The 22,809-nt window shown below is 71.8% G+C and carries 13 protein-coding genes and 1 pseudogene; 5 read left to right on the top strand and 9 right to left on the bottom strand.

What is annotated here, in order from left to right; all coding sequences use genetic code 11:
• Positions 1–183 precede the first annotated feature (183 nt).
• Positions 184–2,388: a hypothetical protein gene (locus RM812_RS19700; protein ID WP_394816487.1), complete on the top strand. Its 2,205-nt coding sequence runs from the start codon at positions 184–186 to the stop codon at positions 2,386–2,388.
• A 41-nt stretch (positions 2,389–2,429) separates the two neighbouring features.
• Here the strand turns inward: RM812_RS19700 and galE are convergent, their stop codons facing one another.
• A complete protein-coding gene (galE, locus tag RM812_RS19695) occupies positions 2,430–3,398 on the bottom strand; it encodes a UDP-glucose 4-epimerase GalE (protein WP_311574232.1) in 969 nt (322 codons plus the stop codon).
• Between the two features lie 344 nt (positions 3,399–3,742).
• Between galE and RM812_RS19690 the strand changes: the two genes are divergently transcribed.
• From RM812_RS19690 to RM812_RS19675, 4 genes are all read left to right on the top strand, one after another.
• On the top strand, positions 3,743–5,989 hold the full coding sequence (locus tag RM812_RS19690; RefSeq protein ID WP_311574231.1) for a bifunctional glycosyltransferase/CDP-glycerol:glycerophosphate glycerophosphotransferase: 2,247 nt from the start codon (positions 3,743–3,745) through the stop codon (positions 5,987–5,989).
• A 370-nt stretch (positions 5,990–6,359) separates the two neighbouring features.
• Positions 6,360–9,209, top strand: coding sequence for a bifunctional glycosyltransferase/CDP-glycerol:glycerophosphate glycerophosphotransferase (locus tag RM812_RS19685; protein ID WP_311574229.1), 2,850 nt, complete (start codon positions 6,360–6,362; stop codon positions 9,207–9,209).
• A 5-nt stretch (positions 9,210–9,214) separates the two neighbouring features.
• Positions 9,215–10,414, top strand: coding sequence for a glycosyltransferase (locus tag RM812_RS19680; RefSeq protein ID WP_311574402.1), 1,200 nt, complete (start codon positions 9,215–9,217; stop codon positions 10,412–10,414).
• A gap of 452 nt (positions 10,415–10,866) precedes the next feature.
• Complete coding sequence (locus RM812_RS19675; RefSeq protein WP_311574227.1) at positions 10,867–12,081, top strand: acyltransferase family protein; 1,215 nt, start codon at positions 10,867–10,869, stop codon at positions 12,079–12,081.
• Between the two features lie 488 nt (positions 12,082–12,569).
• Here the strand turns inward: RM812_RS19675 and obgE are convergent, their stop codons facing one another.
• The 8 genes and pseudogenes from obgE to RM812_RS19635 all read right to left on the bottom strand — a co-directional run.
• Positions 12,570–14,006 (bottom strand): GTPase ObgE, encoded by a 1,437-nt coding sequence (obgE, locus tag RM812_RS19670; RefSeq protein ID WP_311574226.1) that lies wholly within the window; start codon positions 14,004–14,006, stop codon positions 12,570–12,572.
• A gap of 105 nt (positions 14,007–14,111) precedes the next feature.
• The gene (gene rpmA, locus RM812_RS19665) at positions 14,112–14,366 is read right to left on the bottom strand and encodes a 50S ribosomal protein L27 (protein ID WP_003976205.1); all 255 of its coding nucleotides are present in this window, start codon (positions 14,364–14,366) and stop codon (positions 14,112–14,114) included.
• 14 nt (positions 14,367–14,380) lie between these two features.
• Entirely contained in the window at positions 14,381–14,701 is a 321-nt protein-coding gene (gene rplU, locus RM812_RS19660; protein ID WP_004931419.1) for a 50S ribosomal protein L21, read from the bottom strand.
• A gap of 201 nt (positions 14,702–14,902) precedes the next feature.
• On the bottom strand, positions 14,903–15,964 hold the full coding sequence (locus RM812_RS19655) for an iron-containing alcohol dehydrogenase family protein (protein WP_311574201.1): 1,062 nt from the start codon (positions 15,962–15,964) through the stop codon (positions 14,903–14,905).
• A 141-nt stretch (positions 15,965–16,105) separates the two neighbouring features.
• Positions 16,106–20,221, bottom strand: a complete 4,116-nt coding sequence (locus RM812_RS19650; protein ID WP_311574199.1) for an Rne/Rng family ribonuclease — start codon at positions 20,219–20,221, stop codon at positions 16,106–16,108.
• Positions 20,222–20,495: 274 nt separating this feature from the next.
• Positions 20,496–21,272: a TIGR03936 family radical SAM-associated protein gene (locus RM812_RS19645; protein ID WP_311574197.1), complete on the bottom strand. Its 777-nt coding sequence runs from the start codon at positions 21,270–21,272 to the stop codon at positions 20,496–20,498.
• Positions 21,273–21,320: 48 nt separating this feature from the next.
• Positions 21,321–22,388 carry a hypothetical protein gene (locus tag RM812_RS19640; protein ID WP_311574195.1) on the bottom strand — a complete coding sequence of 356 codons (1,068 nt, stop codon included), beginning with the start codon at positions 22,386–22,388 and terminating at the stop codon, positions 21,321–21,323.
• Between the two features lie 79 nt (positions 22,389–22,467).
• A pseudogene (locus tag RM812_RS19635) lies at positions 22,468–22,809 on the bottom strand (hypothetical protein); the annotation flags it as partial.

Genomic DNA, 22,809 nt, shown 5'->3' with positions numbered 1-22,809 from the left:
GAAGGGGATCGCGCCCCGCGTCGCGGTCCAGGCTGCGGACAGGACTGGGGGCCGGGTTGGGGACCGCGCTGGCGACCGGGCTGGGGACCGGGCTGCGGGCAGGGGCCGGCGCCCGGCGCGTCAAGGGTGTGGTCAACACGCGCGTGTCGTCGGGAGGTCGCCGGGCGTTAACCCGGACGTCCGATGTGCGACGAGCCTGGAGCGACCGCAGTGCCCCTATCCCCGCCCCGCCGTCTTCCCCGCCGCCGTCTCCCCCGTCTCGGCCTGTCCCGTCTCTGGCTGTCCCGTCTCTGGCTGTCCCGTCTCTGGCTCCCGCGTCGGCGGACCGCCGTGAAGCTGCTCGTCGTGGGGGTTCTGGCGGCCGCCTCCGCCGCGCAGGTCGTGGGCGCGCTGCTGCCGCACGTGCCGCTGCTGCTCGCCGCGACCGCCGGTTCGCTGGCCGCCGAGGGCGTGCTGTACCGGTGGCAGCGGGGCATGGTGTCGCTCTTCGCCAAGTCGCACGCCGACGTCACGGTGCGGCACGTGCTGCGGGACCTGCTGCTCGTGGTGGGCCTGCTGCGGCTCGGCGAGCAGCACCGGGAGACGGTGTACGCCCCGCTCGTCGCCGGTCTGCTCGCCTTCTACGGGCTGCACTGGGCGATCCAGGCGGTCTCGGTCCTGGTCCGGCGCACCCGGACGCTGCCCGTGGTGACCCGGAACATCGACGTCCCGGCGCTGCGCCTGTCCCCGGCACCGCCCGCGCTGCTGCGCCGCCCCGGTCACCGGCTGGCGGTCTTCGGGCTGCCGGCGACGGCCGGTCTGCTGGCCACGGCGGCCACCGACGCGCCGGTGTACGGCGCGGCCGGCCTCGCACTGTCCCTGGCGGTGGCGCTGGCCGGGCTCGGCGCGTTGGTGCTTCGGCTGCTGCCGGGGCGCCGGCCGGCGGGCGAGCAGGAGGTCCTCGAGTGGTTCGACGCGTGGCTGGCGGAGTACCGGCCCACCGTCGGCCTGTACTTCTCGGGCGGGGCGTCCTCGGCGTACCAGGCCAACATGTGGCTGGAGCCCCTCGCGCGGCTGGACGGGCGACCGCTGATCGTGCTGCGGGAGCGGCTCATGGTGCAGCGGATCGCGGCGACCGACATCCCGGTCGTGTGCCTGCCGAAGGTGTCCACGCTGATGCGCCTGGAGCACTCCACCCTCCGGGTCCTCCTCCATCCCTCGAACTCCGGGAAGACCTCGCAGGTCCTGCGCATCCCCACGATCAAGCACGCCTTCGTGAACCACGGGGAGAGTGACAAGCTGTCCTCGTGCAACCCGTACGTGAAGGCGTACGACGAGGTGTGGGTGGCCGGTCCGGCGGCGCGTGAGCGGTACGCGCTGGCCGAGGTCGGCGTCCAGGACCAGGACGTGGTGGAGATCGGCCGTCCGCAGCTGGGCGCCGTACGGCCGTACGCGGGGCCGCCCGCTCCCGGCGCGTACACGACCGTCCTGTACGCGCCGACCTGGGAGGGCTGGGACGGCAACCCCGGGAACACGTCGGTGATCGAGGCCGGCGAGAACCTCGTACGGGCGCTGCTCGCGGACCCGGGCGTAAGGCTGCTGTACAAGCCGCATCCGCTGACGGGCTCGGTGGATCCGCGGGCGCGCGCCGCGGACCTGCGGATCCGGGAGCTGGTCCGGGCGGCGAACCGGGAGCGGAGCGGCCCTCGGCCGGACGCGTCGGCGGCCGCCGAGCTGGGCCGGCGGACGGCGGAGCTGGACCGGCTCACGACGGCCGCGTTCCGCTCCGCCGCGGACCAGGCGGAGCGGATGCTGCGTCAGCCGGCGCCGGAGCCGGGGCGGGCCGGGGCGGTGGCGCGGGCGACGGCCGCCTGGGAAGAGGCGTACTGGGCCTCGCGGCCGGCCTGGGAGCACCAGGTCGTCACGGACGTCCGGCCGCCGCTCTACGCCTGCTTCAACCAAGCCGACCTGCTGATCAGCGATGTGTCCAGCGTGGTCAGCGACTTCCTGGCGAGCGGCAAGCCGTACGCGGTGGCCAACACCAGCGGGCTGGCCGAGGACGTGTTCCGCACGTCGTTCCCGACGGTGGCCGCGGCGACCGTGCTGACGCCGGACGCGACCGGCGTGCCCGCGCTGCTGGACGCGGTCCGGCATCCGGAGCGGGACGAACTGGCCGGTGCGCGCGCCGCGTTGGCGCTGCGACTGCTGGGCCCGGCCGAGCCGCCGTCCCAGGAGCGCTTCGCGGCGGCCGTACGGGCACTGTGCGCGAAGGCCGGGGAGCACCGGGCGCGCAGGGCGGAACGGCTGATGCCGCCGTCCCCGCTGCCCGGCCCCCGGCAGCACCCGCCCGCGTCCCCGCCCGCCACCGCCACCGCCGGCGATCCGGCCGGCCGGCCCCGGGTGCGCTAGCCCGGACCGCCGCACCCGGCGATCTCGGCCCGCAGACCGGTTCAGTGCCGGTGGCACCAGCCCTGCCAGGCCGACTCGATCATGTCGTCCAGACTGTGGCGGGCCGACCAGCCGAGTTCCTCACGGGCGCGGTCGGCGGAGGCGACGACGCGGGCCGGGTCGCCGGGCCTGCGGTCGGTCACCTGGGGGGCGACGTCCTGCCTGCCGGTGACCTTGAGGATGCGGTCCACCATCTCCCGGACGGAACTGCCCTCACCGCGTCCGATGTTGAGGGTGAGCGCGGCGCCCTCCGGCGCGTCGGTCAGGCGCCGGGCCGCCGCGAGGTGGGCGGAGGCGATGTCCTGGACGTGGATGTAGTCCCGTACGCAGGTGCCGTCGGGGGTGGCGTAGTCGGCGCCGAAGACACGGGGGGCGTCGCCCGCCTCCAGGCGTTCGAAGACCATGGGGATGAGATTGGAGGCGCCGGAGTCGGACAGCTCGGGTCCGGCCGCGCCCGCGACGTTGAAGTAGCGCAGGGAGGCGGCCCGGATGCCGTGGGCCCGGGCGGCGGCGTTGATCAGCCACTCGCCGATCAGCTTGGTCTCGCCGTAGGGGTTCATCGGCAGGCAGGGGGTGTCCTCGGTGACGAGGTCCACGTCCGGCATGCCGTACACGGCGGCGGAGGAGGAGAAGACGAGGCGGCCGACGCCCGTCGACGTCATGGCCTCCAGGAGGGTCTGCAGGCCCGTGACGTTCTCCCGGTAGTAGTGGAGCGGCCGCTCCATCGACTCCCCCACCTGCTTCTTGGCCGCGATGTGCACCACACCCGTCACGGCGTGATCGCGCATCGCGCCCTCCAGGAGGGCCCCGTCCAGCACGCTGCCGACCACCAGCGGCACGCCCTCGGGCACGCGGTCGGTGCTGCCGGTGGACAGGTCGTCGTACACGACCACCTGCTCCCCGCCGTCGACCAGGGCGCGCACCACATGCGCACCGATGTACCCGGCACCGCCCGTGACCAGCCAGCTCATCCTCATGCCTCCCAGGTCTTCGTCACTGGGTGCAGACTCGTCCGTACGCCAGGGAAAATCGAGTCGGGCACATGGGGTGGAAGGTCACGAAAACCCACTAAAGGGGACAGGGGGGTGGACTGTGAGGAAGTTCTCCAGCCGCCCGGAAGTGATCGATTCACCCCCTGGACCCCGGGCATTCCCCGCCGTGGCGGGGGCGGAACGGCCGCCTACCGTGCTCACGGAAACTTCACGTGAATCCTCTACGCTGATCCGACGGCGCGCTTCATGCCCCCACGGCGCCGGGAGCGCGTTCCGACCCCAGCCCGCGGTCCCGTGGTCAGTACTCGGAACAGGTTGTAAGGATGCCCAAACTCTCCCTCGTCGTCCCCGTCCACAAGGTGCAGGGTTATCTGCCCGAATGCCTTGACTCCGTACTCGGACAGGACTGCACGGACTTCGAGATCATCGCGGTCGACGACTGCTCGCCCGACGGGTCAGGGGCCATCCTCGACGAGTACGCCAAGCGTGACTCCAGAATTCGTGTGATTCACCTCACGGAGAACGTGGGACTGGGGCGGGCGCGCAACGCCGGGCTGGAAAAGGCCACCGGTGAGTACGTCCTGTTCCTGGACAGTGACGACACGCTGTCCGACGGCGCGTTGTCCGCCATCCACGACCGGCTCGAAGCCACGGGCAATCCCGAGATCCTCGTCTTCGACTACGCCCGCACCTACTGGAACGGCAGCGTCCGCCCGAACATGCGCGCGGACCTGCTCAAGGAGGACGGCCCGGACGTCTTCTCCCTCGCCGAGCGCCCCCGGTTGCTCGACCTGCTGCAGATCGTCTGGAACAAGGCCTACCGTCGCGACTTCGTGACGCGCGCCGGGCTCACCTTCCCGCCCGGGTACTACGAGGACGCCCCCTGGACGTTCCGCTCCCTGATCAGCGCCGAGCGGATCGCCGTACTGGACCGCGTCTGCGTGCACTACCGGCAGCGCCGCGAGGGCGGCAACATCCTCAAGACCGTCAGCCGCAAGCACTTCGACGTCTTCGACCAGTACCGCCGCGTCTTCGACCACCTCGACGCGCACGAGGAACTCGCGCAGTGGCGCGGCCCGTTGTTCCGCAAGATGGTCGACCACTACCTGACCGTCCTGGAGCGGCCGGGCCGCCTGCCGCAGGACGCGCGGGCGGAGTTCTTCCACCGCGCCGCGGCCGACTACCGCGCCCGTGTGCCCAAGGGCTTCTCCCGCCCGGCCGGTGGCCGCGGCCACAAGTACGGGATACTGGAGCGCGACGCGTACGCGGCCATGGTCAGCGTCCTCGCCGCGGCGAAGTTCCGCCGGCGGGTCCGCACCAGTACCCGCACCGCGCTCAACCGGTCCAAGCGTGGAGCGATGGGCGCCTTCTACCAGTCGCAGCTCAGGCTGCCGCTGGAGGAGGACCTGGTGCTGTTCTCCGCCTACTGGAGCCGCAGCGTCTCCTGCAACCCGGCTGCCATCGACGCCGAACTGGCCCGGCTGGCCCCACGGATGCGCCGCGTCTGGGCGGTCCACGCGGAGCACGTGGCCAAGGTGCCCAAGGGCGTGCGGGTCGTCCGGGTGGGCTCGCGCGAGTACTGGGCTGCCGTGGCCCGCGCCAAGTACCTCGTGAACAACGTGAACTTCCCGGACTCCGTGGTCAAGCGCGAGGGTCAGATCCATGTGCAGACCCACCACGGCACTCCGCTGAAGAGCATGGGCCTGGACCAGCAGAAGTTCCCGGCCTCCACCGACATGAACTTCGACAAGCTCCTGAAGCGGTGCGACCGCTGGGACTACAGCATCAGCTCCAACCGGTTCTCGACCGTCATCTGGGAGCGGGTCTACCCCTGCTCCTACACCACGCTGGAGACCGGCTACCCGCGCAACGACGTCCTCGCCAACGCCACCTGGGGGGACGTGCGCGCGGCGCGTGCGGCGCTGGGGCTGGCCGACGGCGCCAAGGCGTTCCTGTACATGCCGACGCACCGCGAGTACCAGCCGGGCTTCACACCGCCGCTGGACCTGGCCCGGCTCGCCGACGAGCTCGGCCCGGACGTGACCGTGCTGGTGCGCGGCCACTACTTCTACGGCAGCTCCCCGCACGTGTCGGAACTGCGCCGCACCGGCCGCATCGTCGACGTGTCCGGGCACGCCCGGGTGGAGGAGCTCTACCTCGCCGCGGACGCGCTGATCACGGACTACTCCTCGGCGATGTTCGACTACGCCGTGCTGGACCGCCCGATCATCAGCTACGTCCCCGACTGGGACGTCTACTCCGCGGTGCGCGGCACCTACTTCGACCTGCTCCAGGAACCGCCCGGCGCGGTGGCCACGACACAGGCGGAGCTGCTGCGGCTGCTCGCCTCGGGCGACTACGACAGCCCGGAGACGGCCGAGCGCCGGGACGTCTTCCGTCGGCGTTTCTGCGAATTCGACGACGGACACGCAGCCGAACGCGTCGTACGACGGGTCTTCCTCGGCGAGGAGGAGCTGCTGCCCGTGGTTCGATTCGACGAACGCCGGCACGTCCCGACGCCTGCCGAGGCGCTCACGGCGGACCAGGCGGAGGAACCCGTCGCGTCCTGAGGGCCGCCGAGAACGCTCGGCGGTCGCCCGTCCGCCCGCCCGGGAACCGACAGCGCGTCGTCCGCGTGACATCTGATGAAGGGGGAGGCTCATCACCCCGTCAGGGAGAGCGAGGCGAACGCGCAGGCCGGTGAGACCCGGCAAGGACCGCGGGGGCGGGGAGTCGTGGCCACCGGGCCGGGTGGCATCGCCGCAACCGGCCTCAACCCAGCCGAACCGCCCCTCGGGGTCACGCTTCCGCAACTCCGGCCAGGCGCCGCTGCCGCGCGGCCGCCTGTTCGGTCACCGCTTCCCCGCCAGCCGTCATCGTATGCGTACCAGGGCGATATCTTTAAAGCCGAAGTTATCCAAAACGAGGGTTGAGGTTGCTGTGCCGGACATCTCCGTAGTGGTGATCGTCTACAACGACGCCGAGCGGCTGCCGACCGCAGTCCAGTCCGTGCTGGATCAGACACTGCGGAATGTCGAAGTCGTGATTGTGGACGACTGCAGTTCCGACGGGTCCTTCCGGGTGGCGCAGGAGTTGCAGGCCGCCCACCCCGACCGGGTTCGCGCGTTCCAACTGCCGGAGAACAGCGGCGCCGGCGGCGAGCCGCGCAACCTGGGCATCCAGCAGGCCAACGGCCGCTACGTGATGTTCCTGGACAGTGACGACGTCCTGGAGCGCAACGCCTGCCGAAACATGCTCGAAGCCGCCGACGAGACCGGCTCCGACATGGTTTCCGGCCTGTGTGTGCGCCTGCACAAGGACACGCGCAACGAGCGGCGCAACGAGTGGTACCCCTGGCTGTACAACACCACCCGCACCGTGTCCTCCGTCACGGAACTGCCGGACCTCCTCGTATGGGACACCCTGTCAACGAACAAGTGCTACCGGCGCGACTTCCTCATCGATCATGACCTGCGGTTCCCCAAGGGCATGTTCTACGAGGACCTGATGTTCATAGCCGAGGCCTACCTGGCCGCGGAGAAAATCACCCTCATACCCAACCAGGTCTACTTCTGGCACGTCCACGAACGGGCCGAGAACAAGTCGGTGACCAACAGCCGACACGACATGACCAACTTCGTGCACCGGCTGGAGATCCACCGGCGTATCGACGCCCTGTTGGCGGAGCACGGTCTGACCGACATGAAACTCGCCAAGGACGTCAAGTTCCTCAAGCACGACCTGGTGCTGCACCTGCGCGACCTGCCGTTCCGTGACGACGCCTACCGCCGCGAGTTCGCGGCGTTGTCCCAGGAGTACCTGGCCACGCTGAGCCCGGAAGCCTTCGCCAACGTCCCGCCGATCCAGGCCATCTGCGCCTATCTGCTGCAGCAGGGCGACTGGGAGCGGCTGATCCCGGCCGTCGACACCCTCACCCACCGCGGCAAGATCTCCTCTCCGCTCGCCGAGCGGGACGGCAGGATCTACTGGTGCGCCGAGCACCTGGACGACGAGCGGGGCCGCGCCGTCCTCGACGTGACGGACCTCGGCTACCACGAGAAGCCGCTCGACAAGATGTTCCTGCGCAACCAGCTCTCGGACTTCGCCGTCACGGACCACACGGTGCGCATGGCCGGCGACATCACCAACCCGCTGGGCGTGATCCCGGCCGACACCGAGCTGAAGGGCGAGCTGCTGTTCAGTGCCCGCCGCCGCAGCCTCCAGTCCTTCAGCTTCCCGGTGCGTGCCCTGCGCCACGACGGCGAGAGCGTGCACTGGGAAGCCGAGGCCGACCTCACCGACGGCCTGCGTCCGCTGGGCATCGTCGACGTCGTCTGGGACGTGCGGCTCAACCTGGACGTGAACGGCACGCGCACCACCACCCGGCTCACCGTCGGCGACACCGACCTGTCCCAGCGCAACCTACCGGTGCGGCCACGACTGACCCGCATCGTCGCCGACCACCTGAAGCCGCATGTCTCCGCCAAGGGGCACCTCGCCTTCCAACTGGTCACCGAGAGCCGCACCGGCCAACGGGCGCAGGCGTTCATCGACCGCGGAGTGCGCGGCAGACCGGGCGCGCTCGCCAAGTCGAGCTACCGCCGGGCGGAGTCCCTGCGCAAGACCCTCACCTCCGGTGACACCAAGCTCCGCTTCTACCACGAGGTCTTCAGCCGCCTCCCAATCAAGAAGCGCACCGTCGTCTTCGAGAGCCACCTCGGCCGCCAGTACAGCGACAGCCCGCGCGCCATCTACGAGGAGATGCGTCGCCGAGGGCTGAAGTTCGAGGCGATCTGGTCGTACACGGACACACCGAAGGACTTCCCGAAGGACGCCACGCTGGTCCGCCGCTGGTCGCTCCCCTATCTCAAGGCGCTGGCCCAGGCGGAGTTCTGGGTGGACAACCAGGGCTTCCCGCTGAAGTTGACCAAGCGCCCCGAGACGACGTACATCCAGACCTGGCACGGCTCGGCGCTCAAGCGCATGGGCTTCGACCTCGCCGAGCTCAAGAGGATGTCCCGGGCCCAGCAGCAGGCGCAGCAGGACGCACTGGACCGCTTCGACCGCTTCCTGGTCCGCTCCGAGCACGACGTGCGCACACTGGCCAAGGCGTTCCGGCTGCAGGAGAAGACACTGCTGCGCGTGGGATACCCGCGCAACGACTCGCTGGTCCGCACCCGTCGTCAGGAGCTCGCCGAGGGCCGCGACGGGGCCGGTTCGCTCGCCGCGGAGCTGGGGATCGCGGCCGACAAGACCGTGCTGCTGTACGCCCCGACCTTCCGCAGGACCGGAGGCCGGTACAACCGCTTCGAGCTGCCCTTCGACGTGGAGCGGTTCGCCGAGGAGTTCGGCGACCGTTACGTGCTGTTGGTGCGCGCGCACTACCTCAACCACGTGGTGCTGCCGCCGACCGTGCGCGGCCGCGTCATCAACGTGTCCGGTCACCACGACATCACTCCGATCCTGGAGCTCGCGGACGCGCTGATCACGGACTACTCCTCCGTGATGTTCGACTACGCGCTCCTCGACCGCCCCATGCTCTTCTTCGCGTACGACTACGACGAGTACGCCCACGAGAGCCGCGGCACTTACTTCGACCTCCACGAGTCAGCGCCCGGTCCGGTGTTCTCCACCGAAGAGGAGTTGTACGCCGCGGTGAAATCCCTGGACACCCAGGCACTCGACTACGCCTCGGCACGTGAAAGGTTCGTCGCCCGGTTCGGCGAATACGACCAGGGCAACGCCGCCCAGAGCATCGTCGACCAGTTCTTCGCCGAGTGGAGCCGTTGATGGCCATGCAGACCGCATCCCGGACCGAATCCGCCGAGGCCCCGCAGGCGGCCTCCCCCTTGCGGGACATCTTCTTCGTCTCCAACAGCGTGAACGAGCTGGGCGGCATCACCAGCTGGTCCCACCAGATGGCCCGTCTGTTCAGTGACCGCGGCCACCAGGTGCACCTCGTGGGCATCGTCCCCCCGCCCGAGGGCCGCGCCGCCGAGATCGGCGACGACCTGGCGCCCCGGGTGACGACGCTGTACGACGTCCACCCGCCCGGCGTGAAGTCCACGTCCGGTCTCAAGGGCCGCCTCGACCTGGTCGAGCATCGCCGCCAGGCCGCCCGTGACGCCGGCGTGCGCGAGCAGGCGGCCAAGCTGACCGCCATGTTCCGGGCGGCCCGCCCGGGCTCGGTCGTCATCGTCACGCAGGTGTGGGCGATGGAGTGGGTAGCCCTCGCCGACACCTCGAACGTGACGCTGATCGGCATGAGCCACGAGTCGTTCGAAACCTGCCGCAAGTCCTCTCGCTTCCAGCGGGTGAAGCGCTACTACGCGGACGTGGACCGCATGCTCACGCTGACCCGCGAGGACGCGGACCGGTGGATCCGCCAGCGCATGGACAACGTCGGGTTCATGCCGAACCCGCTGCCGTTCTTCCCGGAGACGCCTTCGCGCCGCGAGTCCAGGACCGTGGTGAGCATCGGCCGACTGCACGAGGAGAAGGGCGTCGACCTGCTCCTGGCGGCCTGGGCCGAGGTCGTTCCCGAGCACCCCGACTGGACGCTGCGGATCTACGGCGCGGGCCCCGAGGAGTCCGCGCTGCACAAGCAGGCCGCCGAGCTCGGGATCGAGTCGTCGGTGGAGTGGATGGGCCGTACCAGTGACGTCCCGGGCGCCCTGCGGCAGAGCTCCCTGTTCGTACTCAGCTCCCGCGGCGAGGGCTTCCCGCTCGCCCTGATGGAGGCCATGGCCACCGCCGTGCCCTGCGTCGCCTTCGACGTGGCCCCCGGCGTGCACGAGATCATCGACGACGGTGAGGACGGCCTCCTCGCCCCGCCCGGCAACACCTCCGAGCTGGCCCGCCAGCTCTGCAAGTTGATCTCCGACCAGGAGATGCGCGACCGGATGGGCGAGGCGGCCCGCGCGAACATCCGGCGCTACTCCACCGACAGGATCGTCACTCGCTGGGAGGAACTCTTCGCTCTCCTCGAGCGGTGACACCTGTCCCTCTCCCTGTCCGCCACTCGCACTAGTGCCGCGGCAGGCAACGTTTGCCCGGTAAGGAGCGGCGTCCGGTGCGTGCTCTCGGCGTGCCGGCCGGAAGCCCTCGTACTGGACGTACTCGGGCTTTCGGCCGGTGCGGCGAGAGTGCGTGCCGGGCGTCGCGACGGGGCGAACGTTGCCTGTTGCGGCACTAGGTGGGCAGGGCGGGGACCCGGTGGTGGCGCCACCACCGGGTCCCCGCCCTGCCGGACGCCTTGGATGCGGTGCTCCTCGCCCCTACGGTCGCGCGAGTCAGCAGCGGCCCGCCGTCGCGCCCACCGATCTGGGGGGGGGCTAATGGTCCGTAAGTACTTGAAAGGTGCCTACAACCATTACCGCTGCCTGCCGGTCGTTTGGGTAGCAGGTCCTCACTGAGGGGGGTCGGAGACAGGGCTGAAAGGACAGACGTGGGTCAGACAGATCAACGGACACCGGCGGACCATTCCACGGAGCAGCCGCGCGAGGGCGCGGACGCCACACGGGTGTCACCGCCGCGGGCCGCTGCCGAGGCCCGTGTCGCCGAGGCCGGTCCGGTCGTCCGCAAGAACCGGCTCGCCGCGCTGGACGGGCTGCGGTTCCTGGCCGCCCTGTCGGTCGTGCTCTTCCACTTCGTCGGCCAGACTCCGGGTGCCATGCACTTCGTCTGGGGCCGCCCGTACGAGGAGCTCTTCCCGGAGGCGCACGGTTACTTCGCCTTCGGCCGGCTCGGCGTCGAGCTGTTCTTCCTCATCAGCGGCTTCGTCATCTGCATGAGCGCCTGGGGACGCACTCCGCGCGACTTCTTCATCTCGCGCGTGACCCGGCTGTACCCGATGTACTGGGTGGCGATCGTGGTGTCGGCCTGCGTCATCTACGCGTTCGACACCCCGTTCGGACACCCGAACCCCCGGCTGCTGTTCGCCAACTTCACGATGCTGCAGAGCCCGCTCGGCGTGGACAACCTCGACCCGGTCTACTGGACGCTCTGGCCCGAGCTCTGCTTCTACCTCACCTTCGCGGTCGTGGTGTGGAAGGGCCTCACCTACCAGCGCGTGGTGATCTACTGCGGTGTGTGGACGGTCGCCGCGGTGCTGGCGCCCCGGGCCGGCATTCCGCTGCTCACGACGCTGGTCAATCCGACGTCCGCGCCGTTCTTCATCGCGGGCCTGGCCTTCTACCTGATGTACCGCTACCGGCCGACGCCGCTGCTGTGGGGCATCGTCGCCATGTCGTGGCTGCTGGCGCTGCACTTCCTCCTGGCACCGCACGGCGGACGCAACAACTGGGCCACCTGGGCGCCGTGGCGTGGCTGGCTGGTCCTGGTGACCACGGTGTTCTTCCTGCTGGTCGCCGCCGTCGCCCTCGGCTGGACCCGTAGGATCCGCTGGCGGTGGCTGACCCTGGCGGGCACGCTGACCTTCCCGCTGTACCTGCTGCACGACGTCGTCGGAGTCACCGTGGTGCACCACTTCGGCGACCGTGCCGATCCCTGGGTGGTGGTCGGGATCACCGTCGCCGGCCTGGTCGCGCTGTCGTACGTGATGCAGCGGTTCGTCGAGCGCCCGGTGGCCCGGGCCGCGCGGCGCTGGCTGAACAGCGCCGCTTTCAGCCTCAAGCCGCCGCCGCGACGCCGCGACACGTGACGGCCGCTCCCGCCTGTACGGAATGGGTCCGCCAAGCCGAGTCGCCGTAGCCGTGGCGTCACCGGTGGACGTTCGCCGCCGTCGGCGCAGTCGTACCACGCGACAGGCTGCGGCTGTCTCCGTCCCCGCGGACTCTGCGCCGGAGCGGCCGGCCTGGCGCGGGCGGCCGCTCACCGGCGTCGCCCCATACGGACCAAGGCACCGTGCGGCTGGTCCGGCGCCCCCTTCCCGCGTCGTGCGGCCGTGGCCGGCGTGGCGGAGAGGGGCACCGGATCGACACCCACCGCAGGCGGTGCCGGGCGGGCCGGAGCCCAGGTCTGGAGCTAGTGCCGCAACAGGCAACGTTCGCCCCGTCGCGACGCCCGGCACGCACTCTCGCCGCACCGGCCGAAAGCCCGAGTACGTCCAGTACGAGGGCTTCCGGCCGGCACGCCGAGAGCACGCACCGGACGCCGCTCCTTACCGGACGGACGTTGCCTGCCGCGGCACTAGAAGGGCTCGAAGCCGTCGAACTCCCGCTCAGCCTCGTCCCGTTCGGCGTCCCGGTCCCGGCGTCGCTGGGCGGCGGGACGGGGCGCCTCGAAGCGGTGGTCCTCGCCGCGGCGCCCGAGCATCTCGGCGCCGGCCGTCACCGACGGCTCCCAGTCGAAGACGACCGCGTTGTCCTCGGGGCCGATGGCCACGCCGTCGCCGCCGCGGGCGCCGGCCTTCAGCAGCCGCTCCTCGACACCGAGGCGGTTGAGGCGGTCGGCGAGGTAGCCGACGGCCTCGTCGTTGTTGAAGTCGGTCTGCCGCACCCAGCGTTCGGGCTTCTCGCCGCGCACGCGGAACAGGCCGTCCTCCTCGAGGGTGACGGTGAAACCGGCGTCGTCCACGGCCTTGGGCCGGATGACGATCCGCGTGGCCTCCTCCTTCGGCCGGGCGGCACGCGAGGTCGCCACCAGCTCGGCCAGCGCGAAGGACAGCTCCTTCAGCCCCATGTGGGCCACCGCCGACACCTCGAAGACCCGGTAGCCGCGCGCCTCCAGGTCGGGCCGCACCATCTCGGCGAGGTCCTTGCCGTCGGGTACGTCGATCTTGTTGAGGACGACGATCCGGGGCCGGTTGTCCAGCCCGCCGTACTCCCTGAGCTCCGCCTCGATGATGTCCAGGTCGGAGACCGGGTCGCGGTCCGACTCCAGCGTGGCCGTGTCCAGGACGTGCACCAGCACGCTGCACCGCTCCACGTGCCGCAGGAACTCCAGGCCGAGGCCCTTGCCCTGGCTGGCGCCGGGGATGAGACCGGGGACGTCCGCGATGGTGTAGACGGTCGAGCCGGCCGTCACCACGCCGAGGTTCGGCACGAGCGTCGTGAACGGGTAGTCCGCGATCTTCGGCTTCGCCGCGCTCAGCACGGAGATCAGCGAGGACTTGCCGGCGCTCGGGTAGCCGACCAGCGCCACGTCGGCGACGGTCTTCAGCTCCAGGTGGATGTCCTGGAGATCGCCAGGCTCGCCGAGCAGCGCGAAGCCGGGCGCCTTGCGCCGCGCGGAGGCCAGCGCCGCGTTGCCGAGGCCGCCCCGGCCGCCCTGTGCGGCGACGTACGAGGTGCCGTGCCCGACCAGGTCGGCGAGGACGTTGCCCGCCTTGTCGAGGACCACGGTGCCGTCGGGCACGGGCAGGACCAGGTCCTGGCCGTCCTTGCCGGAGCGGTTGCCGCCCTCGCCGGGCTTGCCGTTGGTGGCCTTGCGGTGCGGGGAGTGGTGGTAGTCGAGGAGCGTGGTCACCGACTGGTCGACGGTGAGGATCACGTCGCCGCCACGGCCGCCGTTGCCGCCGTCCGGGCCGCCGAGCGGCTTGAACTTCTCACGGTGGACGGAGGCACAGCCGTGGCCTCCGTTACCCGCGGCGACGTGCAGCTCGACGCGGTCCACGAAGGTGGTCATGGGATGTGCCTCCAGTTACTACGGGAATGTCTCTTTGACCAACACGCGAAAGGCGGACCCGCTTCCCACCGGGGGAAGTGAGGTCCGCCTCGCGAAAGTTTCCGATCAGGCGACCGGAACGATGTTCACGACCTTGCGGCCACGGTGGGTGCCGAACTGCACCGCACCGGCCTGCAGCGCGAACAGCGTGTCGTCGCCGCCACGGCCGACGCCCGCACCCGGGTGGAAGTGGGTGCCGCGCTGGCGGACCAGGATCTCACCCGCGTTGACGGCCTGACCGCCGAAGCGCTTCACGCCGAGCCGCTGGGCATTGGAGTCGCGACCGTTCCGAGTGGACGATGCGCCCTTCTTGTGTGCCATCTGTTCTCAGTCCCTTACTTCGCGGCCGCGGGGATCTCAGTGACCTTGATCGCCGTGTACTGCTGGCGGTGGCCCTGACGGCGGCGGTAGCCGGTCTTGTTCTTGTAGCGCAGAATGTCGATCTTCTGGCCCTTGTGGTGGTCCACGACCTCGGCCTGGACCTTGATGCCGGCCAGCACCCACGGGTCGCTGGTCACAGCGTCGCCGTCGACAACGAGCAGGGTCGAGAGCTCGACCGTGTCGCCGACCTTGGCGGTGGAAATCTTGTCAACCTCAACGATGTCGCCGACAGCAACCTTGTGCTGGCGACCACCGCTGCGCACGATGGCGTACACGCGGATCTCACTCTCTCGCTCGGGAACGGCACCCCCGCAGTCCAGCCGCCCGGTAACACGCGGACAGCCTCTCCCGGCCGGGGCCCATGACGGCCCGCACCCGGAAGGAAAGAGGTTTACGGGGATGTGACGCGTCAGTCGACACGCCGACGGTCAAGATTACGGGCCCGCACGACAGGGGTCAAACCGGGCCCCCGCGCCTCAGTCGGCCACCGCCGCGACGTACTCGGCGTACGCCTCCCCGGCCCGCACCGGCGACAGGTCGAGGTGCTCCAGGATCGTGTACCGGCCGGGCCGGGTCCGCGGGGCGAACCCCACGGCCCGTACGAACTCGTCGTCGTCGAACCCGATCTCCCGGGCCACCACCGGCAGCCCGTGCCGGCGCAGCGTCCCCGCCATCAGCAGGGCGCCTTCGTGATCGCCCCGCAGATGCGTCGCGAAGGCCGCGCCGATGCCGACCTGCTCGCCGTGGCTGGCCGCGCGCCCCGGGTACAGCAGGTCGAGCGCGTGGCTGATCTCGTGGCAGGCGCCGGACGAGGGCCGGGTGTGCCCGGCGATCGTCATGGCGATGCCGGACAGCACCAGGCCCTCGGTCAGCACGGTCAGGAAGGCGTCGTCGCCGCAGCCGCCGGGGTGGCGCAGCACCGCCTCGCCGGCCTGCCGGGCCAGGGCCGCGGCGAGGCCGTCGACCTTCTCGCCGCCCACCCGGTGGGCCAGCTCCCAGTCGGCGACCGCGGAGATGTTGGAGACGGCGTCGCCGATCCCGGAGCGCACGTAGCGGATCGGCGCCTCACGGATCACCGCGAGGTCGACGACGAGCGCGATGGGCGTCGGCACGCCGTACGAGCCACGGCCCGCGTCGTTGTCCAGGATCGACACGGGCGAGCAGATGCCGTCGTGGGAGAGGTTGGTGGCCACGGCGACCATGGGCAGGCCCACGCGTGCCGCGGCGAACTTGGCACAGTCGATGATCTTGCCGCCGCCGAGCCCGACGACCGCGTCGTAGCGGCCCGCCTTCATGCCGTCGGCGAGCCGCACCGCGTCGTCGAGGGTGCCGCCACCGACCTCGAACCAGTCGGCGCCGGGCAGGGACGGCGACAACCGCCGGCGCAGCCGTGTCCCCGAGCCGTCGCTGATCGCCACGGCGAGCCTTCCGGACTGCGCGATCCGCTGGTCCGCGAGGACGCTCGCCAGGTCGTCGAGGGCGCCCGGCCGGATGTCCACGACGAGCGGCGAGGGAATGAGCCTCGTCAGTACCGGCACGTGATCATCTCTCCTCGCGGGGGCGGGTCGGTGGCACGGCTGTCGGTGATGATGCGCCCGAGGAAGTCCGGGCAAACGTGTGGTCCTGTCCGGACGGATTGCGAGCGGACAGGACCACACGTGTGTCGGCAGCGGGCCGGTTCAGCCCTCGTCGGTGGGGGCCGTGACCGACGACGGTGCCTGCTGGGCGGCCGCCGCGGTCTTCTTCGACGCCGTCTTCTTGGCCGTGGCCTTCTTGGCGGTCGTCGTCTTGGCCGCCTTCTTGGCCGTGGCCTTCTTCGCGGTCGTCGTCTTCTTGGCCGCGGTCTTCTCGGTGGCGGCCTTCTTCGTGGCGGCCTTCTTGGTGGCGGCCTGCTTGGTGGCGGCCTTCTTCGCCGTGGCCTTCTTGGCCGTCTTGCGGGCCGCCGCCTTCTTGGCCGGCGCGGCCTCCTCGGCGGCCTCCGCCTCGGGTGCCTCCACGGCCGTGGCCTGCTCCGCCACGTCCTGTGCCGGGGCCGACGGGACGACCACGACGGCCGTCTCCTCGGACGCGGTGGGCGTGGTGGGCTTGCGCACGGCCCGACGCCGCGGACGGCCCGGGGCGGCGCTCTCGGCGACCGTCCCGGACGGCTCCGCGGACGGCTCCGCGGCCGCCGGGGCCTGCGGCGCCTGCTCGGGCTGCGCGGGCTCCCGGGACGGCACGGTCTCGGGGACCGTCAGCACGGCGGCCTCGGCGCCCGCGGGGGAACCGGCCGGTGCGGACACCTTCCGGGTGGCCCGACGGCGGGTACGGCCCTTCGGCGCGGCCTCCTCCGGGGCCGGCACCTCGGTACCGGACGGGGCCTGCGCGGCAGCCGCGGCCTCGGTGGCGGCCGGGGCCGGGGCACCGGACACGGCGTCCTCGACGGCCGCGGGCTCGGACAGGACCTCGGCGGCCGACTGCCGCACGACCGGACGCTCGACCTCTTCCTCGGCCGTGACGTCCTGCGCCGTCGGTGCCTCGGCGAGCGCCGCCGCCTCCCTCCGGGCGGCCTCGCCCCTGGCCGCCTTCGGGGCGCCCGCCGGGGCCGACGCCCGCCGGCCCGTGCGACGCCGACCGCGACCACGCGTGGCGGCGGCCTCGGCCTCGGCGGCGCTGCTGTACAGCTCCTCGTCCGGGACGAACTCGGGCGCCGGGAGGGCGACCGGCTCGGCCACCTCGGCGGCGACCTCCGCCTCGGACTCGGTGTCCGCCTCCTGCTCCGCCGTCGGACCGGTCTCGACGCCGGCCACGGCCTCGTACTCGTGCGGCTGCTCGGCACCGGCCCGCGCCCGCTTGCGGCGCTTGCCGCCACCACCGGCGACGGAGGCCGGCTGGTCCAGGTGGACGATGACACCGCGCCCGTTGCAGTGGACGCAGGTCTCCGAGAACGACTCCAGCAGCCCCTGGCCCACCCGCTTGCGGGTCATCTGCACCAGGCCCAGCGAGGTCACCTCGGCGACCTGGTGCTTGGTCCGGTCCCGGCCCAGGCACTCCAGCAGACGCCGCAGCACCAGGTCCCGGTTGGACTCCAGCACCATGTCGATGAAGTCGATGACGATGATGCCGCCGAGGTCGCGCAGCCTGAGCTGGCGCACGATCTCCTCGGCCGCCTCCAGGTTGTTCCTGGTGACCGTCTCCTCGAGGTTGCCGCCCTGCCCGGTGAACTTGCCGGTGTTGACGTCGACGACGATCATCGCCTCGGTCCGGTCGATCACCAGCGAACCGCCGCTGGGCAGCCACACCTTGCGGTCCAGCGCCTTGGCGAGCTGCTCGTCGATCCGGTAGGTGGCGAAGACGTCGACCTCGGAGGTCCACCTGGACAGCCGGTCGGCGAGGTCCGGGGCCACGTGGGACACGTAGCCGTGGATGGTCTGCCAGGCGTCGTCGCCGCTGACGACGACCTTGGAGAAGTCCTCGTTGAAGATGTCGCGCACGACCCGGACGGTCATGTCGGGCTCGCCGTACAGCAGCGAGGGCGCGTTCGAGCTGCCGCCGCTCTTGGCCTTCTTCTGGATCTCCTCCCACTGCGCCTGGAGCCGCTCGACGTCGCGGCGCAGCTCGTCCTCGCTCGCGCCCTCGGCGGCGGTGCGCACGATGACGCCCGCGTCCTCGGGGACGATCTTCTTGAGGATGGTCTTCAGCCGGGACCGCTCGGTGTCGGGCAGCTTGCGGCTGATACCGGTCATCGAGCCCTCGGGCACGTAGACCAGGTAGCGGCCGGGGAGGGAGACCTGGCTGGTCAGGCGAGCGCCCTTGTGGCCGATCGGGTCCTTGGTGACCTGCACGAGGACCGACTGGCCGGACTTGAGGGCGGACTCGATGCGGCGCGGGCCGTTCGCCATGCCCAGCGCCTCGAAGTTGACCTCACCGGCGTACAGGACGGCGTTGCGGCCCTTGCCGATGTCGATGAAGGCGGCCTCCATCGACGGCAGCACGTTCTGCACCTTGCCGAGGTAGACGTTGCCGACGTACGAGGTGGCCTGCTCCTTGTTGACGTAGTGCTCGACGAGCACCCCGTCCTCCAGGACGCCGATCTGCGTGCGCTCGCCGTGCTGGCGGACGACCATGACGCGCTCGACGGCCTCGCGGCGGGCCAGGAACTCGGCCTCGGTGATGATCGGAACGCGTCGGCGTCCCTGCTCGCGGCCTTCCCGGCGGCGCTGCTTCTTGGCCTCCAGGCGGGTCGAGCCCTTGATGGACTGCACCTCGTCGGACGGCTCGGCCTTCGCGCGGGGCTCGCGGACCTTGACGACGGTGCGCTCGGGGTCGTCGGCGGACGACTCGGGCTCACCGGAGCCGTCCCCGGCACGGCGCCTGCGCCGACGGCGACGACGGCTGCTGCTGGAGCCACCGCCCTCGCCCGAGGCGTCCTCGCCCTCCTCGGCGTCCTCCTCGGCCTGCTCGGCGGTGTCCTCGGCGTCCTGGGCGGCCTGCTCGGCGGCGACCTGCTCGGTGTCACCGTCCACGGACTCGCCGGACTCGCCCTCGAAGGCATCGCCCCGGCGACGGCGGCGGCCGCCCCGGCGACGGCGACGGCGCGAGCCGGACTCCTCGGTGCCCTCGGCGTCGTCGTGGTCCTCGCCCGTCTCGTCGGCGTCGACGTCGACGTCGGCCTCGGTCTCGGGCTCCTCCTGCGCGACGGTGGCGGCCCGCTCCTCGGTGCCCTCCTCGGCGGCGGCACCACGGCGCCGACGGCGGCGGCGCGCCCCGGCGGCCTGCTCCTCCGGGAGCTCCTCCGTCTCCTCGGGCGCCTGCGCCTGCGGCGCCTGTGCCGAACCGGCACCGGCCGCCTCGGCGGCGGCCTCGGCCGCGGCCCGCTCGGGCGTCTGGAACTTCGGCTCGGCGAACACGGGCGCCTGGAACACGGCCACCGCGGGACGCGACGGACGCTTGGGGGCCTCCCCCTCGTCGGACGCCGCGGCGGCGGTCCCGGCCGGCGCGGCGAAACCGGTGGCGGCCTTACGGGCGGACCGGCGGCGCGCACGACGCGGAGCGGTCTCCTCGACCGGCTCGGCGGGCGCGGCGGTCCCGGGGACCTTCGCGGCCTCGGCGGCCGGGGCGGGCTCGACGGACGGCGCGGGCTCACCCATGTCGGTGCCGGTCTCGGCGGCGGCCGGTTCCGGAGCAGGTGCGGTCACCTTCCGCGTGGCACGACGTCGGGTACGGCGCGGAGCGGCCTCCTCCGTGGATTCGGCGGTCGCCGGAGCGGCCTCGGCGGGCGCGGCTGCCTCCGTGGCGGGGGACGCCGCCACCTCGGCGACGGCCGGCTCGGCGGGCGAGGTCACACTGCGCGTGGCACGACGACGGGTACGGCGCGGAGCGGCCTCCTCCGTGACCTTGGTGGCCTCGGCGGGCTCGGGCTCGACGGGCGTCTCGGGGGCGGAGGCCGCCGGGACGACGGTCTCGGCCGCCTCCACCGACGCCGGAGCCCCGGCGGGCGCGGAGGCGCGGCGCACCGCGCGGCGTCGCGGCCGAGCCGCGGGCACGGGCTCCGGGGCCGCTTCGGGGGCCTCGGTCACCGCGGCGGCCTCATCGGTCTCTTCCGCCTCGTCGACCTCGTCGGTCGCGGCGGTCACCTCGGCAGGCGCGACGGTCTCCACAGACCTGCCGGACGCACCGGAGGGCGGACCCGCCGGGCGGGACGCGGCCCTGCGCCGACGACGCGGCGGCAGGGTGTCGCTGGGGGTGTTCAGCTCGGAGTCCGTCGACGCCGTCGAGGAAGTCGAGGACTTTGTGGTGTCAATCGATTCGGGCATGCGGGGGTTTCTCCCGTCAGGCTCCCGGGCGCCGCGCCTGGTCCGGCGTCGGTCATGCCGACCGCCGGTGACGTCCGCGGCTCGCGCGATGCGCGGTCGCCGCCGTCCGGGGCGCGGGCGCCGCTCGGGAGCTCTCCGTGTCTTGTCTCGCCGGTTCCGCACCCCTTGTCGGCTACGGCCTGGCGAAAGTCTTGTGGTCGGTGCGCTGCCCGACCCAGGTGGCTCCCGAGTTCGAGGGCGGCGCTACGACGTCCGTCCCTACGCGGAACCTTCCTTACGCCGACGCCTTCGCGGCGGCAGCAGCGGCGGCCGGATGCGGCTCGGGCGCTTCTGCCTCGCGGTCGGGCGCGAGCGGGTCGGTCACCGCACCGGTCTCTTCATCGAACAGCCCCTGCGCCAGCCTGGTCACCGCTGCGGGGACCGGCGGCGCCAGGTCGGCCACGGCGCTGAGACCGGACAGGACGTCGTCGGGTCGTACGGCAGGCGTCACGTGCCGAACAACCAGCCGCAGTATCGCACAGGGCCGGTCGGTCGGCCTATCGGCCGGTGAACCGTCTGCTCCGGCACTCTCGAGACTCGCGACGGCGGAGCGTGCGTCGAAGGTGCGGACGCCGTTCTTGGTCCTGCGCTGGACCTCGACGGCCTCGGCCGAGTTGAACGCCGCCACGGCGCGCTCGGCGTCCGCGGCCTCCACCCCGTCCAGCCGCAGCTCCCACACGGAAGCCGTCAGCCGGTCGGCGAGCCCGGACGTCCGGGCCTCGACCGCCTCGACGATGTCGAGCCCGGCGGGCAGCGACTCGTCGAGGAGCAGCCTGAGCCGCTCCGGGTCACGCGCCTCGGTGAGCGCGATCTCCAGGTATTCCGCCTCACTGCCGGTGCCGGTGGGTGCGGCATTGGCATACGACACCTTCGGGTGGGGCGTGAACCCCGCCGAGTACGCCATGGGCACCTCGGCGCGGCGCAGCGCACGCTCGAAGGCGCGCTGGAAGTCACGGTGGCTGGTGAACCGGAGGCGGCCGCGCTTGGTGTAGCGCAGTCGGATGCGCTGCACCGCGGGTACGGGCGGCGGGCCTTCGGGCTGTCGCTTGCCCAGTGTCGTTCAGTCCTTCGTGAGAGCGGTCGTACTGCTACCAAGAGTACGTGCCTCGACGGCGGATGGTTCCCGCCGGTCCACCGGCCGCGCCCGTTCCGGCTCCCCGAACAGCACCCGCCGCACGTCGGCGCGGGCCTGCCGCACGGACAGGCGGGCGGCGGCGAGCGCCTGCCGGGCTGCCTGCCCCACGCTGCGCGAGGCCTCGGCTACGGGCCGCAGGACGGAGTCCCGCACCACGTGCCCCACCGGGGTCAGCACGCTCCGGTACACCCATCGCGCCGGTTCGGCGACGGCCCACCGCACAACGGTGCCGAGGAACCGCCCCACGGCGCGCGAGAGGTGCCCCGCGATCCGCCAGGCGTGCCCGAGGGCGTCCCCGACCTCACGGCCGATCACGGCGACCCCCCGGCCGACCGGCGCGAGCACCCACCGCCACAGCGCGAGAGCGGGCAGCACCAGCAGCAGCCGGGCGGTCCAGTACAGCGCCGCGCCGACCCCGGTGACGACCAGGCCCAGGCACCGGACCAGCCCCTTCCCGCACCAGGCGAGCGCGTGCCCGACCGGAGTGAGGACCCAGGTGTGGAGCCACACCGCCGGTACGACCACGAGACACCGCGCGAGCCACGCGAGACCGGCGTACAGCCCGCGCCCGAGGGCGGCGAGCACGGCGCCCACGCCCTCGAGGAACCGGGCGATCGCGTGCCCGACCGGCGTCAGCACCCACCGGTACACCCACACCGTCGGTACGACGAGCAGCACGTTCCCGAGCCGGGCGAGGCCCTTGGCCACCGGCACGACGGCATACCGCCACACCCCGACCAGCGGCCACACGAACACGGCCCGCCCGAGCCACCACGACGCCCGCCCCAACGGGCGCAGCACCGTGTCCCGCAGCGCCCGCCCGCCGACGACCAGCGCGTCCCACACCATCCGCACCGGCACGACCAGCACCAGGACGGCGATCCGCACCGGTATCCGGACCGCCACGACGAGACACCCCTCGGCGTCCGATCGCCGCGGCGGCTCCAGCGGCTCCTGCGGGTCCCCGCCGAGGGGCCGTTTCTCAAGGTCCATACCGGCACAGACGCCGAAACGCCCCGCCCGGCTCCCACGGACCGCCCGGTGTGCCGCGGCCTACGCGCGGCGCGCGGGGTCAGGTGAGCTCACTGCGCCCCCAGTTCCAGCTGATGGCCCCGGTGCTGTCCCACTTGCGGACCGGCGCACCGAACCCGGCACCCGTACTGCTCAACGTCCACAACGCCGTACGGTTCGCACCGTCACTCGCCTGACCGTTGTCGTACAGCACACCCACATCAGTGCGGCCGTCCCCGTCGAAATCACCCGACGTCACCTTGGAACGCTCCCAGCCCCAGCTGATGGCCCCGGTGCTGTCCCACTTGCGGACCGGCGCACCGAACCCGGCACCCGTACTGCTCAACGTCCACAACGCCGTACGGTTCGCACCGTCACTCGCCTGACCGTTGTCGTACAACAC

This window comes from Streptomyces lancefieldiae (assembly GCF_031845825.1).
GTDB lineage: Bacteria > Actinomycetota > Actinomycetes > Streptomycetales > Streptomycetaceae > Streptomyces > Streptomyces lancefieldiae.
This window is presented reverse-complemented; position numbering and strand designations above follow the sequence as displayed.

Coding starts and splice junctions, on each gene's coding strand:
- RM812_RS19640 (WP_311574195.1), bottom strand. CDS start 22,388: ATGGACCTTGAGAAACGGCCCCTCGGCGGGGACCCGCAGGAGCCGCTG.
- obgE (WP_311574226.1), bottom strand. CDS start 14,006: ATGACCACCTTCGTGGACCGCGTCGAGCTGCACGTCGCCGCGGGTAAC.
- rpmA (WP_003976205.1), bottom strand. CDS start 14,366: ATGGCACACAAGAAGGGCGCATCGTCCACTCGGAACGGTCGCGACTCC.
- galE (WP_311574232.1), bottom strand. CDS start 3,398: ATGAGCTGGCTGGTCACGGGCGGTGCCGGGTACATCGGTGCGCATGTG.
- RM812_RS19680 (WP_311574402.1), top strand. CDS start 9,215: ATGCAGACCGCATCCCGGACCGAATCCGCCGAGGCCCCGCAGGCGGCC.
- RM812_RS19690 (WP_311574231.1), top strand. CDS start 3,743: ATGCCCAAACTCTCCCTCGTCGTCCCCGTCCACAAGGTGCAGGGTTAT.
- RM812_RS19650 (WP_311574199.1), bottom strand. CDS start 20,221: ATGCCCGAATCGATTGACACCACAAAGTCCTCGACTTCCTCGACGGCG.
- RM812_RS19700 (WP_394816487.1), top strand. CDS start 184: ATGTGCGACGAGCCTGGAGCGACCGCAGTGCCCCTATCCCCGCCCCGC.